We start from the raw sequence: 14,354 nt of genomic DNA, 5'->3' as shown, positions 1-14,354 counted from the left end.
AGACCTGTCAAACAGCACGAATTCCCCATGAAAGTATTATTCAACACCTACCCGATGGCTTTTCACACTCCTGGTGGTGGGGAAGTGCAGCTTATGCAATACCACCGGCATCTGCCGGAACACAGCGTGGATGTCACGCTGCTCGACATGTGGGCGCCGAAATTCAAGGACCACGGTCTCGTGCATTTTTTTTCGTGCATGAGCGGGTCGCTGCATTTCTGCAACTTCATCAAGCGCATTGGCATGCCGCTGGTGGTGTCGCCCAATCTGTGGATCACGCAAGAGACGAAGGACAACTATCCGTACGACGAGATCCGCCTGATTTTCGTTCTGGCCGACCGGGTCGTATGCAATTCGAATGCGGAATGCGATCTGCTGGCGACTGTTTTCAATATCGAGCGGGAAAAGTTCGCCACGGTCTACAACGGCATCGACCGTCAATTTCTCGTGCGAACCGATGCGGAAATCTTTCGCACAAAATTTGAGATATCTGAGGATTTCGTCTTAAACGTCGCCAACATCGAGCCGCGGAAAAACCAGCTCAATCTGATCCGCGCGATGAAGCAGCATCCGGAATTGAAGCTGGTGCTGGCCGGGCATATTCGCGATACCGAATACGCCGAGCAGTGCTTCGCCGAAGGCGGCGACCAGCTCAAGTATCTGGGGCCGATCCCGCACGATGCGGACGAGCTGCGCTCGGCCTATGCGGCCTGTTCGGTCTTCGCACTGCCCAGCACGCTCGAAACGCCTGGCCTCGCCGCGCTGGAAGCGTTCGCATGCGGTGCGCCGATCGTGGTGACGAACGAAGGCTGCACGTACGAATACTTCGGTGACGGCGCGCAATACGTGAGCTGGGACGATATCGACGGCATCAGCGAGGCAATCTCTCAAGGCTGCGCGCAAGGCCGCAAGCACGCCGCGCTCGCCAATATCGTCGCGGGCGCCAATTACACATGGAACAACGTGGTCGGCGATCTGGTCCGTGTCTATGAAGAACTGCTGGAAAGCCCGGCCAGTGCGCCCGTGGCAGGCGGCTTCCGGACGATGGAGCGCGACGGAGCTTCGGCATTTGCATGGACCCGTGGATTTGCGCATTTCGATAGCGAGCCCGGTATCATCAGTGGTCTATGGCGGATGGAAGCAGGCGGTACGGCAGACATCAGTGTCAACGGCGAGCTGATTGCCCGCCAGGTCGAGATCGCGCAACACTGGAAGCCGTTCCAGATCGTGGTTCCGAAGTCAGGGGACGACGCGCTCAGTCGCGTGACAATCGACAACATTCGGCGCACGGACGGCAGCGTGATCGACGATCGCGGCCTGGCGTTGCGCGACGTGTCGTTCGAGGATTCCCACGCGGCGAATTTTGAAGAAGCGGTCGTTCTGTCGCGACTGATGGCTCGGAGCGAGGGTTTCTTTTCCATAGAATCGGACCCCTTCCGCTATTTCGTGTGGACCGGCACGCAATGCAGTTTCCGCATGAAGCCGGGTCAATTGCACTTTTTGTGGCACGCGCTGAGCGCGGCTACGGTCGATATCGACATGAATGGCGCGCCATGGAAGACCGGGATACAGGTCGGCGCGGATTGGAGCGGATTTGAGCTGGACGCAGTAGCGGCAGCAGGCGAGGACGATGTCGAAGTCACCCTTCGCGTCACGCTGCCGGAAAACACCATGCAAAACGGGGAACGGCTGCTGGGTGTGGCCATTGGTGCGTGCACGTTTACTGCACGACAGACAGAGGTTGAATACCGGGAGAAACGCGAAGATGCGAATAGTAATTGACCTCCAATCAGCTCAATGTGAAAGCCGGTTTCGTGGTATCGGTCGGTATTCTTTGTCGCTTGCGCGCGCGATGCTGCGCGAAGGGCAACGTCGCGGCCATGAACTGTACGTCGTCCTGAACGGTAAGTTTCCGGAGACGGTGCCCGTTCTGCGTAATGCCCTTGCGGAAATGCTGACGCAGGACCGCATCCTGGTCTACGCGTGTCCGCCCAATACGGCTGCGATGAGCGCGGGCGGCGAATGGCGCGAGCAGGCCGCGCAACTGGCGCGCGAGGAGGTGCTGGCGGCGCTGCAGCCCGACGTCGTCCATCTGTCCAGCCTGTTCGAGGGCTGGGGAGACGAGGCCAACACAGGCGTCGCGTCCGGGCTGCGCACGCCTCCCACGGCGGTCACGCTCTACGACCTGATCCCGTACGTGATGAGCGATGTGTATCTCGCTTCGCCGGAGTATCGCAAGTTTTATATGAGCAAGTTCGCGGCGCTCAAGCGCTCGGACTTCATGCTCGCCATCTCGGACTATTCGCGCCAGGAAGCGATGACGGAGCTGGACGTCCCGGCAGACCGCGTCGTCAACGTGTCGGCGGCCATTACCAGCGAATTCGCCCCGGCAAACCTGGACGCAGAGGCCGCGAAACAGGTGCTGGCAAAGTACGACATCAGTTCGCCCTTCGTGCTTTACGTGCCCGGCGGTTTCGATCCGCGCAAGAATTTCGATCGTCTGATCGAGGCGTACGCAGCGTTGCCTGCTGACTTGCGCGCCAATCTCCAACTGGTAATCGGTAGCCGCTTGCCGGAAGGCATGCACCAGGTTCTCGTCGACAAGGCGCGCTCGGCTGGTCTGAGCGAGCGGGAACTGCGACTCACGGGTTATCTGCCAGAAGAAGATCTGGTGGCCTTGTACGGTCTGTGCCGCCTTTCGGTGTTCCCGTCGCTGTATGAAGGCTTTGGTTTGCCTGTGCTGGAAGCCATGGCTTGCGGTGCCGCACTGATCGCGTCGAATACCAGCAGCCTGCCTGAAGTGGTTGGCCGCGACGACGCGTTGTTCGATCCGCGCTCCGTACCGGATATCACGCGTGCAATGCAGCAGGCACTCACCGACGAGCAGTTCCTCGCGAAATTGCATGAGCATTGCCTCACGGCGGCCGCGCGATTTAGCTGGGAACGCTCTGCTGTGCTCGCCCTCGACGCGCTGGAAAAGGCGTTTGCGCAAGACGGCGTGGCGTTCCGTGCACAGCCGGCGGCGCCGAAGGATGGCAACTACGACGCGATCGTCGCGCATCTCGCGCAACAGGATTCGCTGACGCCGGAAGAGGGCGATCTGGCCAAGCTGCGCAGCGCCGTGGACGCGAACAACAAGCTGGTGCGCACCTTCAATGGCGAGCGCCAGCTGTTCGTCGATATTTCGGAACTGGTGATGCGCGATGCCAAGTCCGGCATCCAGCGCGTGGTGCGCAGCATTCTGCTGCAACTGCTCAAGAATCCGCCGCCGGGATACCGGGTCGAGCCGGTCTACACGCCGGACGGTCAGGGACTGCAATACGCGAACAAGTTCATTGAGCGCTTCCTTGGCGAGTCGGACGAAAACGTACAGGATGTGCCGGTCACCTTCGGCGCACAGGATATTTTCGTTGGCCTGGATCTGACCGCGCATCTGTTCCCGGCGTTCACCCAGACGCTGCAGCACATGCGCAAGACCGGTGTGCATATCCACTACGTCGTCTACGATCTGACGCCGTTGATGGATCGCCGCTGGCATACCGAAGGCATGACGCTCGCCTTCACGCACTGGATCGATGCCCTTGCTGCCGAAGCGGACAGCCTCGTGTGCATTTCCGAAGCCGTCGCGGTCGACGTGCGTCACTGGTTCGAGCAGCAGCGCCAAGCCCATGGACGCGTGCCGGCAATCACCCACTTCCATCTGGGCGCCGATATCGACAGCAGCGTGCCGACGCGCGGCCTTCCCGACGACGCGCCTGCCGTGCTGGGCGCGATCGGCGAGCGGCCGAGCTTCCTGATGGTCGGCACGATCGAGCCGCGCAAAGGCTATGCGCAAACGCTCGACGCCTTCGATCATCTGTGGGCGAAGGGCGCCGACGTGAATCTCGTCATCGTCGGCAAGGTCGGCTGGCAGATGGAGTCGATGGTCGAGCGCATCACTACGCATGCGCAACTCGGCAAGCGTCTTTTCTGGTTGAACGGTGTCAGCGATGAGTATCTGGGGCAGGTCTATGGCGCCAGCTCGGCACTGATCGCGGCTTCCGAATACGAAGGTTTCGGACTGCCGCTGATCGAGGCCGCGCAGCATCGATTGCCCATCGTCGCACGCGATATCGCCGTGTTCCGCGAAGTCGCGGGCGCGCACGCTTACTGGTTCAAAGCCAACGAGGGCGTGGATCTGGCAGACGCCATCGAGCGTTGGCTGGACCTGTCGCGCCTCGGAAATGTGCCCGACTCCAGCGGCATGCCGTGGCTAACCTGGGCGCAGAGCACTGCGCAACTTCTGGAGCAGATCGGTTTGGATGCGCGTTCTACGAACCACGCAAACAACGCGTGATCTGATTCACCCCATTACTGCTTAATTTTTTTGTCGAGTTTTTTATGATCGCAATCATCACCGGCATCACCGGCCAAGACGGTGCTTACCTCGCTGAACTGCTGCTGGAAAAGGGCTATACGGTCTACGGCACCTACCGTCGTACCAGTTCGGTGAACTTCTGGCGTATCGAGGAACTCGGCATCCAGAATCATCCGAATCTGCATCTGGTCGAATACGATCTGACCGATCTCTCGTCGAGCATCCGTCTGCTGCAGACCACCGGCGCAACCGAGGTCTACAACCTCGCGGCACAGAGCTTCGTCGGCGTGTCGTTCGACCAGCCGGTCACGACCGTCGAGATCACCGGCGTGGGTCCGCTGAACCTGCTCGAGGCGATTCGCGTCGTCAATCCGAAGATCCGCTTCTATCAGGCATCGACTTCGGAAATGTTCGGCAAGGTGCAGGCAGTGCCGCAGATCGAAAGCACGCCTTTCTATCCGCGCAGCCCGTATGGCGTCGCCAAGCTCTACGCGCACTGGATCACGGTGAACTACCGCGAGTCGTACAACATCTTCGGTTGCAGCGGCATTCTGTTCAACCACGAGTCGCCGCTGCGCGGCCGCGAATTCGTGACGCGCAAGATCACGGACTCGGTTGCGAAGATCAAGCTCGGCCTGCTCGATACGCTCGAACTCGGCAACCTCGACGCCAAGCGCGACTGGGGTTTCGCGAAGGAATACGTGGAAGGCATGTGGCGCATGCTGCAGGCCGACAAGCCCGACACCTATGTGCTGGCGACCAACCGTACGGAAACCGTGCGCGACTTCGTGACGATGGCGTTCAAGGCCGCGGGCATCACGGTGACGTGGAGCGGTGAAGGCGAGAAGGAAACGGCCGTGTGCGCCGCAACCGGCAAGACGCTGGTGCGCATCAACCCGAAATTCCATCGCCCGGCCGAAGTCGACCTGCTGATCGGCGATCCGGCAAAAGCCACGCGCGAACTCGGCTGGAAGCCGCAAACCACGCTCGAACAGCTGTGCGCGATGATGGTCGAAGCCGACCTGCGCCGCAACGAGAAGGGCGCTTCGTTCTGATATGCCGAACGTTTTAATTACCGGCGTACAAGGGTTCACCGGTCGTTATCTCGCCGAGCGGTTGCGTCGCGAGGGCTACCAGGTCAGCGGCATGACGCATGGTCAGGGCGCGCCGGAGGCGGGGCTGTATCAGTGCGATCTGCTCGACCGCGACGCGATCGCGGAAGTGATCGACACGGTGCGTCCCGACTGTGTCGTGCACTTCGCGGCGATCGCGTTCGTGGCGCACGGCGACGTCGATACGATGTATCGCACCAACGTCGTCGGCACGCGCAATCTGCTGGATGCGCTGGCCGAGTCGGGTAACGACCTGCGCTCCATCATGATCGCGAGCAGCGCGAACATCTACGGCAATACGGCGATCGATCCGCTGACCGAAGCCGTGCCGCCGGCGCCCGCGAACGACTATGGCGTGAGCAAGGTGGCGATGGAATACATGGCGCGGCTCTGGGCCGATCGCCTGCCCATCACCTTCGTGCGGCCGTTCAACTACACGGGCGTGGGCCAGTCGCCGCGTTTCGTGCTGCCCAAGCTCGTCGATCATTTCCGTCGCAGTGCGCCGGAAATCGAACTCGGCGCGCTCAATGTCGCGCGTGACTTCTCGGACGTGCGCATGGTCGTGGACGCCTACGCGAAGCTGCTGGCGCTGCCGGGCACCGGCGAGGTGTACAACGTCTGTTCGGGCACGGCGCATAGCCTGGGCGAAGCGATCGAGATGCTCGAGCGCATGGCCGGTTATCGCATCGAGGTCAAGGTGAATCCGGCCTTCGTGCGCCACGGCGAAGTGCGCTATCTGCGCGGCTCCAACGAAAAGCTCGAAGCCGCGATTGGCCCGCTCGAACGCATTTCCCTCGAGGACACCTTGCGCTGGATGTATCAAGCATGAAGGTGCTGCACGTCTACCGCACGTACTTCCCCGATCCGCCGGGCGGTCTGCAGGAAGCCATCCGCCAGATCTGCCTTGCGACGCGTGAGCGCGGCGTCGAGCCGCGCATCTTCACGCTGTCGCCGACGCCTTCGCCGCGTAGCATCGAGTCTCCCGAAGCGCGCGTCGACCGCTCGAAATCGTGGGCCGCGCCGGCCTCGTGCGATCTGGGCGGGCTGGACGCGCTGCAGCAGTTCCGGGCAGGGGCGGCGTGGGCGGATGTGCTGCATTTTCACTTTCCCTGGCCGTTCGGCGATGTGCTGCGCATGCTCGGCGAGCGCAGCAAGCCGGCGGTCATGACCTACCATTCGGACGTCGTGCGGCAACGGCTGCTGGGTGCGCTGTATGGACCGTTGATGCGGCGCATGCTGGATTCGATGTCGGCTGTGGTGGCGACTTCGCCGGCCTATGCGCAAACGAGTCCGGTGCTCACGCAGTTCGTCAGTCCCGAACGCGTGCGGGTGATTCCGCTGGGTATCGCGGATTACGCCACGCAAGCCGGCGACGCAGGTGAATCCGATGTGCTCGCGCGCCTTGCTCTCGGCGATGAACCGTTTTTTCTTGCGCTTGGCGTGCTGCGTTACTACAAGGGACTGCACACGCTGATCGAGGCGGCGCCTTCGATTCCCGCGCGTATCGTGATCGCCGGCTCGGGGCCGGAAATGGAGCGGCTTCAGCAACTGGCGAAAGAGCGCGGCGTCACCAACGTGCAGTTCGCCGGGCAAGTTTCGGACGTCGAAAAGCAGGCGCTGCTGCAGCGTTGCCGTGGTCTCGTGCTGCCGTCGCAGTTGCGCTCGGAAGCTTTCGGCATGGTGCTCGTGGAAGCCGCGATGTTCGGCAAGCCGCTAGTGTGCTGCGAGATCGGCACGGGCACCTCGTATGTGAACGAGCATGGTGTGACGGGCTTCGTGGTCCGCCCTGAGACGCCCGATGAACTGGCCGCCGCCGTGAACACGCTGCTGAACGACGAAAGCCGGGCGCGCGCCATGGGCGCCGCAGCGCGGGAGCGCTATGAGCGGCTGTTTTCGGATGTTGCGCTGGGCGACAAGTACGCCGCCTTGTACGAGGAAGTCGCCGGCGCGCGGCGAGCAGGCTGATCGGGCGTCGTCCGGGCGCCTGGCGTGCCGGATGAACGCATCAACCCACTCCTGAAAGCCAGGGACCGCGATTCATGACTCAACGCATTCTACTGACCGGTGCGACCGGTTTTGTCGGCCACGCTGTTAGCCGACGACTGCTCGACCGCGGCGATCAAGTGACGGCGCTGGTACGGCAGCGCGGGGCCGTGGTGTCGGGCGTGGCCGAATGGCTCGCGCCCGCGAACGATTTCGCCGATGTCGAGCAGCATTGTCCGCCGGACCTCGCCTGCGACGTCGTCATTCATCTCGCCGCACGCGTGCACGTGATGAACGACCACTCCAGCGACCCGCTGGCCGCTTATCGCGAAACCAATGTCGAAGGCATGTTGCGCGTCGCGGGCGCCGCCCGGCGAACGGGTGCGCGACGGTTTGTTTTCGTTAGCAGCATCAAGGCCGTGGGCGAGTCCAGCGAAGGCCGCGAGCCGCTCAGCGAACTCGTGCCGCCGCAACCCGAAGATCCCTATGGCATCTCGAAACTCGAAGCGGAGCGCGCGCTCACCGCCTACGGACGCCGTTGCGGTCTCGAAGTCGTGATCGTGCGACCGCCGCTGGTTTATGGCCCGACGGTGCGCGCCAATTTCCTGCAGCTGATGAATGCGATCGCGCGGGGTGTGCCGTTGCCGCTGGGGCGCATCGAGGCGCGTCGGAGCATGATCTTTGTCAATAACCTCGCCGATGCCCTCGTGCACTGCGCCTCGGAGCGCCGTGCCGCTGGCGGCCTGTTCCATGTCTCGGACGGACATGACCTGTCGGTGAGCGAACTGGCGCGCATGCTGGCGTGGCAACTCCAGGCGCCGGCCCGCTTTCCCTCGGTGCCGCCGGGTCTGCTGCGCCTGGCAGGGCGGCTGACGGGGCGCTCGGCGCAGGTCGGACGTCTGCTCGACGAGTTGCGGGTCGACAGTAGCCACATCACCGATACGCTTGGTTGGCGGCCGCCCTATACCGTCGAGCAAGGGCTGCTGGAAACCGCCTCGTGGTATCGCGCGACGCATTGATACGCTTTAGTTGAGACTTTCATGTTCCAAGACCCGATCGTGTACGTGACCGGCAGCGCCTTCGCGGCGTTTGCGGCGTGCATGCTGATTCTCTGGAGCCTGCTCAAGACCGGCCTCGCCTGGCGCCTTGCCATCGACGTGCCGAACGAGCGCTCCCTGCATACGCTGCCCACGCCGCGCGTCGGCGGCTGGGGCATCGTGCCCGTCGTGGCGCTGCTGACGGTCGCCGTGGCGCCGTCGCTGTGGCTGGCCGCGCTGCTGTTCGCCTTGCTCGCGGCACTGTCGCAGATCGACGACCGTCGCGGCCTGCCCGTGTGGGCGCGCTTCGGTGCGCATATTGCAGCCGTTGCGGTGTTCGTGGCCCTTTATCCTGCAGCGGCGCCCTGGTGGCTGCTGTGCGGCGTGGCATTTTTGATGGTCTGGCTCGTCAATCTTTACAATTTCATGGACGGCTCGGATGGCCTCGCCGGCGGCATGGCGCTGTTCGGCTTCGGCGCCTACGCGATCGCCGCGCTGCGGGCCGGTCCGGCTGCTGTGCCGCTCGCACTGGCTGGCGCCATCACGGCAGGCGCGGCGCTTGGCTTCCTGCGGTTCAATTTCCATCCGGCCCGCATATTCCTTGGCGACGCCGGTTCGATCCCGCTGGGCTTTCTGGCGGGCGCGCTGGGTTATTGGGGCTGGGCGCGCGGCGTCTGGCCGGTATGGTTTCCGGCGCTGGTGTTTTCCCCATTTATCGCGGATGCCTCTGTCACCTTGCTGCGCCGGCTGCTGCGCGGCGAGAAAATCTGGCAGGCCCATCGTGAGCATTACTACCAACGCATGGTGCAAATGGGGTGCGGACATGCCCGCACGGCACGTATTTGGTATTCGCTCATGGCGGCAGGCATAATGACTGCTTGTTTCGCGTTGTCCTTCTCTCCCGTTCTGCAGTGGCTGACGGTCGCCGCATGGATGGCGATCCTCGGAGTGGCTGGGGTATTTGTGGACAGGCGCTGGACGCGTCATCGGTCCGGTCTTGTGGAATCCTGAGAGCGCTCTGTATCGATGAAGAAGTTCAAAGCCCGTTGGCTCTCGCTGGGCGCATTCGCCTTCGACCTGTGTGCGGTCACCGCATCGTGGCTGCTTGCCTACGTCATCCGCTTCAATGGGCCGGTGCCCGAGGCGTATCTGCGTAGTGGCATGCACGCTCTGGTCTGGGTGTTGATCGCTTACGCGGGACTGTTCCGCAGCTACGGCCTCTATCGCGGCATGTGGGTCTTTGCCAGCCTGCCCGATCTCGTGCGCATCGCCAAGGCGATCTGCGTCGGTGCCCTCGCGGTCGTGATCGGCACTGCGCTGATGCAGCCGCAGCCTATCGTGCCGCGCTCGGTCTGGCTCGTGTCTCCCATGCTGCTGTTCCTCATGATGGGCGGCTCGCGCGCGCTCTATCGCAGTGCCAAGGAGTTCTACCGGTACGGCGGGCTGGTCGGGCAGGGCAAACCGGTATTCGTGGTGGGCGCGGGTTCGGCAGGCGCCAATCTCGTGCGCGAACTCAAACGCTCGGGCGAGTGGCGGCTCGTCGGTCTGCTCGACGATGATGCCGTCAAGCAAGGCCGCGAAATCAACGGCTGCCGCGTGCTCGGCTCGATCAACGACCTGCAGCGCCTGAGCGCGCAGATGAAAGTCGAGCACGTGATCATCGCCGTGCCGTCGGCCTCACCCGAAGTGCATCGCCGGATTGCTACGTTGTGCGTGCGCGCAGGCGTGAAGGCGCTGACCCTGCCGGCGATCAAGTCGCTGGCCGAAGATCAGGCGGCGCTCAAGAGCATTCGTGTGATCGATCTCGAAGACCTGCTCGGCCGCGATCCGGTGCATATCGACGGCGCGCACGTTGGCGAACTGCTCGCCAATCGTGTGGTCATGGTGACCGGTGCTGGCGGCTCGATCGGCTCGGAACTGTGCCGCCAGATTCTGGCGTTCGCGCCGGCGCAGCTGATTGCCTTCGACCTGTCCGAATTCGCGCTCTATCGTCTGAACGAGGAACTGCGCGCGAGCTTCCCCGATGTGGCGGTGGTGCCGACCATCGGCGACGTGAAGGATGCGTTGCTGGTCGACAAGGTCATGCAGAGCTACCGGCCGCATATCGTGTTTCATGCGGCCGCATTCAAGCACGTGCCGTTGATGGAAGAGCTGAACGCCTGGCAGGCCGTGCGCAACAACGTGCTTGGCACCTATCGCGTGGCGCAGGCTGCGATTCGCCACAAGGTGTCGCGATTCGTGCTGATTTCCACCGACAAGGCCGTGAACCCTACCAACGTGATGGGCGCGAGCAAGCGCCTCGCGGAAATGGTGTGCAGCGTGCTGCAACGCGAAGCGCGGCATCGTACGCGTTTCGAGATCGTGCGCTTCGGCAATGTGCTCGGCAGTGCAGGCAGCGTGATTCCCAAGTTCCAGGAGCAGATCGCGAACGGCGGGCCGGTGACCGTCACGCATCCGGAAATTACGCGCTTCTTCATGACGATCCCGGAAGCGTCGCAACTCGTGCTGCAGGCGTCGAGCATGGGCGAGGGCGGCGAGATCTTTATTCTCGACATGGGCCAGCCGGTGCGTATTGCGGATCTCGCCCAGGATCTGATCCGGCTTTATGGCTTCAGCGGCGGCCAGATTCGCGTGGTGTTCACCGGCTTGCGGCCGGGCGAAAAGCTCTACGAAGAACTGCTCGCCGACGACGAAACGACCACCCGCACTCCGCATCCGAAGCTGCGCATCGCCCGCGCGCGCGAGGTGCCGAACGAACTCATCGATCAACTGTTGCCCTGGTTGATGCAGCACCGCATTCCGGGCGACGATGAAGTCCGCCGCGACCTGCGGCGCTGGGTGCCCGAATACCAGGCGCCTGCGCCGGGTCTGCGCAGCGTCAACGTTGCGTCGGCGGGCTGAAGCGGTCATGCCGATAGGCCTGCGCGCCAGTGCGGGCTGAATAGACCGATGGCGGCGCCGCGGTCGTGTGCGCCGCCATGACGGGTGCCAGGTTGCGCCCATCAACAGCGTGCGAAAGATACGCGAACCGAATATCTCCACATGGGCCCGACTCTTCGGGTAGCCATCATGCATGACGGATTGCAGAACTGATTTATGACAAAAGGCGTCAATTTTTTTGGGCCGTACGAGGCTAAAGACAGCATCGGGCGCGTGGCTTCGCTCAATATCGACTGTCTCAAGGCGTCTGAGATCCCCTTCGACGTCTATCTGCTGTCGCGGCCGTCGCCCTCGCAAGTCGTCGAATACGCTACGATCGACGATCGTCTGCTCGCGTCGCTGAATCACAAGGTCAACCTGTTTCATTTCAACGCGCGCCGCGTGCCGCTGTATTTTTCGCGGCTTGGCGAAGACTCGCTCAACGGTTTTTACAACATCGGTTACTGGGTCCACGAGATGCAGACGATCCCGGCTCAATGGGCGCGTCAACTGGAATTTTTCGACGAGATCTGGACGCCGTCCGCGCTATGCCAGGAAGCTGTTTCGCGTTGCGCCGACATCCCGGTCATCAAGATTCCGTATCCGATCGAAACCCAGGCCGTGTCGCCCAGAATGCGCGCGCGCCAGGCCGGCGAGACATTCGAGACGTTGAATTTCCTGACGATTTTCGACGTCTACAGCGATGCCGAGCGCAAGAATCCGCTGTTCACGTTGCGCGCGTTTCTCGACGCCTTCGAAGACAACAACGCGGTCAAGCTGCTCGTCAAGGTCAAGAATCTCGAATACGATCCGCTGCTCGCGGAAAAGCTCGACGCAATCGTTCGCCGGCATCGCAACATCGAAATTATCGACCGGCATTTTGAACCTGCCGAAATGGCGGCACTCTATGACGAGACGGATGTCTACGTTTCGCTGCATCGCGCCGAAGGCTTCGGGCTGACGATTTCCGATGCCATGAGCCGCGGCATTCCGGTGATCGTGACCGGTTATTCCGGCAACATGGAATTTTGCGATGTGTCCGATACGCGGCTTGTCGCGTATGAACTGCAGGCTGTCGGCCACAACCGCCCGCGTTATCGTGCCGACGACCTCTGGGCCGAGCCGAGCATGGACGATGCGATTCGCGCGTTCACCGACATGGTAGAACGCTATCCGCACTGGCTGGACAAGGCCGCCCATGCTCGCGACCGCGCAGAGCGTGGCTTTTCGGTCCAGACGATCGGCGCACGCATGCGCGAGCGTATCGAGCTGATCAACAATAATTTCGCCTTCGCCGACGATATGAGCGACCGCTCGATCGACGTGGACGTGGGCATTGTGAACACCTACGGATTCTGAATGGAACTCTATCTGCTGCGGCACGGCGCCAGCACGGCGAATGAGCGTCGACTGGTGTGCGGCGCCGAGGATTTCCCGCTCTCGGAGACCGGGCGAGACCAGGCGCGGCGCGTCTGCGAAAACCTTGCGCGTATCCCGTTCACGCGGGTGTATTCCTCACCGTTGTCACGCGCGCGCGATACCGTTGCAGCGCTCGATTGCAACGATCGGCCGGTGCAGATCGCCCCGGAAATTGCCGAACTGAACACCGGCGCGCACAGCCACCGCACACTGGACGATCTGTGGGCGGAGGACGCACGTTTCCGGCAGCCGTGGCTGAGCCCGGACATGCGTTACCCGGAAGGCGAATGCTTTCGGGAAATGGTCGCACGCATGACGGGCTGGTACGACCGCGAGTCCGTGAATTGGGCCGCTGATGATGTCGTGCTGGTGGTTGGCCACGAAGGCACGCTGCGTTCCATTCTGCTGCGTTTGCTCGGGCTCGACCTCAGTGCGTACCCGGCATTCCCAATCGGTAATTGCGATCTGCTGCACGCGACCATCAAGGCCGGTGAACCGGTGACCTATACGCACATTCCTTTGACGGCTTGCACTGACCGACAATGAAACGCATCTTGCTGACGACGTCGCCCAATGCCTTTCTTTATCGAGGCGGCGGCGAACAGGAAATCCTGCTGCTCAATGAGTTTCTGAACGCATCGGGCGTGATGTCGGACATCTATGGACCGACGTCGCGTTCGCTGAGCGCGTACGACCACGTGATCCACTTCTCGATGCAGGACGGCTCCGAGTTGCTCGTCGACGCGCTCGCGGGGTCGGGGCGCCATCTGATCCTCTGGCCGAATCTGTGGTTCGTGAATCCGCCGCACCCTCAGCATCTGGAGCGGCTGGCGCGACTGCTCGCGCGATTCGACGCGGTAATTTTCAAATCGCAGGCCGAAGAGGAGCATTTTGCGCGCTATCTCAGCCTCGAAGGCAAGCAGGTGATCCGGCTTGCTCCGCTGATCTCGCCGCGCTTCCTGCGCAAGCAGGTGTCGAAGGTGTTTCAGGAATCGTACGGTCTTGATCGCTATGCGATCTGGCCAGGCATTATCGAGCCGCAGAAGAACCAACTGGCGGCGATCGAAGCGTTCCGCGACCTTGACATCAATCTCGTGATTTCGGGCGCCGTACGTGATTCTGACTATGCCGCGCGTTGCCGTCAGGCGGCTGGCGGCAACGTGACGTTTGTACCTGTGATGCCGTTTGGCTCGGAACTGCATTTGTCGGCGCTGGCTCACAGTAACCTGTTCGTCGAGCTGGCGCTGGACTTTCCGGGTACGTCTGCTCTGGAAGCAGCAGCGATGGGGTGCCGGCTGTTGCTGTCGCAAAGCGACTGGACACGCGAGATGCTGGAAGGGCAGTGCGTACAGGTCGATCCGCACGATGTTGCTCAGATTCGCGCAGGTGCGCTCGAGGCGTTGGGGCAGGCAAGCTCGCGTGAGGCCAGATACGCGGCCTTGCCAATGAGCGACGCTGTCGCGCCCTTGCTGCGCTATCTGGACGGGCCGAAGTAAGCGCGACGCGCGGCGCGCCGGTCTGCATGTG

The 14,354-nt window shown here is 62.4% G+C and carries 11 protein-coding genes; all 11 read left to right on the top strand.

Going from position 1 to position 14,354, the window contains the following annotated elements; all coding sequences use genetic code 11:
* Positions 1-27: 27 nt before the first annotated feature.
* Positions 28-1,782 (top strand): glycosyltransferase, encoded by a 1,755-nt coding sequence (locus G3N59_RS04025; RefSeq protein ID WP_205981256.1) that lies wholly within the window; start codon positions 28-30, stop codon positions 1,780-1,782.
* Positions 1,766-4,336, top strand: a complete 2,571-nt coding sequence (locus G3N59_RS04020; protein WP_205981255.1) for a glycosyltransferase family 1 protein — start codon at positions 1,766-1,768, stop codon at positions 4,334-4,336. Before G3N59_RS04025 ends, G3N59_RS04020 begins: the two co-directional genes overlap by 17 nt.
* A 44-nt stretch (positions 4,337-4,380) precedes the next feature.
* The gene (gene gmd / locus G3N59_RS04015) at positions 4,381-5,412 is read left to right on the top strand and encodes a GDP-mannose 4,6-dehydratase (protein ID WP_205981254.1); all 1,032 of its coding nucleotides are present in this window, start codon (positions 4,381-4,383) and stop codon (positions 5,410-5,412) included.
* Position 5,413: 1 nt separating this feature from the next.
* Entirely contained in the window at positions 5,414-6,298 is an 885-nt protein-coding gene (locus tag G3N59_RS04010; protein ID WP_205981253.1) for an NAD-dependent epimerase/dehydratase family protein, read from the top strand.
* Positions 6,295-7,434, top strand: a complete 1,140-nt coding sequence (locus G3N59_RS04005) for a glycosyltransferase (RefSeq protein WP_205981252.1) — start codon at positions 6,295-6,297, stop codon at positions 7,432-7,434. The genes G3N59_RS04010 and G3N59_RS04005 overlap by 4 nt, the downstream gene beginning before the upstream one ends.
* Positions 7,435-7,508: 74 nt before the next feature.
* The gene (locus G3N59_RS04000; RefSeq protein WP_205981251.1) at positions 7,509-8,471 is read left to right on the top strand and encodes an SDR family oxidoreductase; all 963 of its coding nucleotides are present in this window, start codon (positions 7,509-7,511) and stop codon (positions 8,469-8,471) included.
* 81 nt (positions 8,472-8,552) lie between these two features.
* Positions 8,553-9,500 (top strand): glycosyltransferase family 4 protein, encoded by a 948-nt coding sequence (locus G3N59_RS03995; RefSeq protein ID WP_241023194.1) that lies wholly within the window; start codon positions 8,553-8,555, stop codon positions 9,498-9,500.
* Between the two features lie 15 nt (positions 9,501-9,515).
* Positions 9,516-11,390, top strand: a complete 1,875-nt coding sequence (locus G3N59_RS03990; RefSeq protein WP_205981249.1) for a nucleoside-diphosphate sugar epimerase/dehydratase — start codon at positions 9,516-9,518, stop codon at positions 11,388-11,390.
* A 195-nt stretch (positions 11,391-11,585) separates the two neighbouring features.
* The gene (locus G3N59_RS03985) at positions 11,586-12,767 is read left to right on the top strand and encodes a glycosyltransferase (protein WP_205981248.1); all 1,182 of its coding nucleotides are present in this window, start codon (positions 11,586-11,588) and stop codon (positions 12,765-12,767) included.
* Positions 12,768-13,373, top strand: coding sequence for a histidine phosphatase family protein (locus G3N59_RS03980; protein ID WP_205981247.1), 606 nt, complete (start codon positions 12,768-12,770; stop codon positions 13,371-13,373). It abuts the gene before it with no gap.
* Positions 13,370-14,323: a mannosyltransferase gene (locus tag G3N59_RS03975; RefSeq protein ID WP_205981246.1), complete on the top strand. Its 954-nt coding sequence runs from the start codon at positions 13,370-13,372 to the stop codon at positions 14,321-14,323. Before G3N59_RS03980 ends, G3N59_RS03975 begins: the two co-directional genes overlap by 4 nt.
* Positions 14,324-14,354 lie beyond the last annotated feature (31 nt).

The sequence above is a fragment of the Paraburkholderia sp. Ac-20340 genome, from assembly GCF_017104965.1.
Classification (GTDB): Bacteria; Pseudomonadota; Gammaproteobacteria; order Burkholderiales; family Burkholderiaceae; genus Paraburkholderia.
The sequence above is the reverse complement of the archived record's forward strand: the minus strand, read 5'-3'. Positions and strand labels throughout refer to the sequence as shown.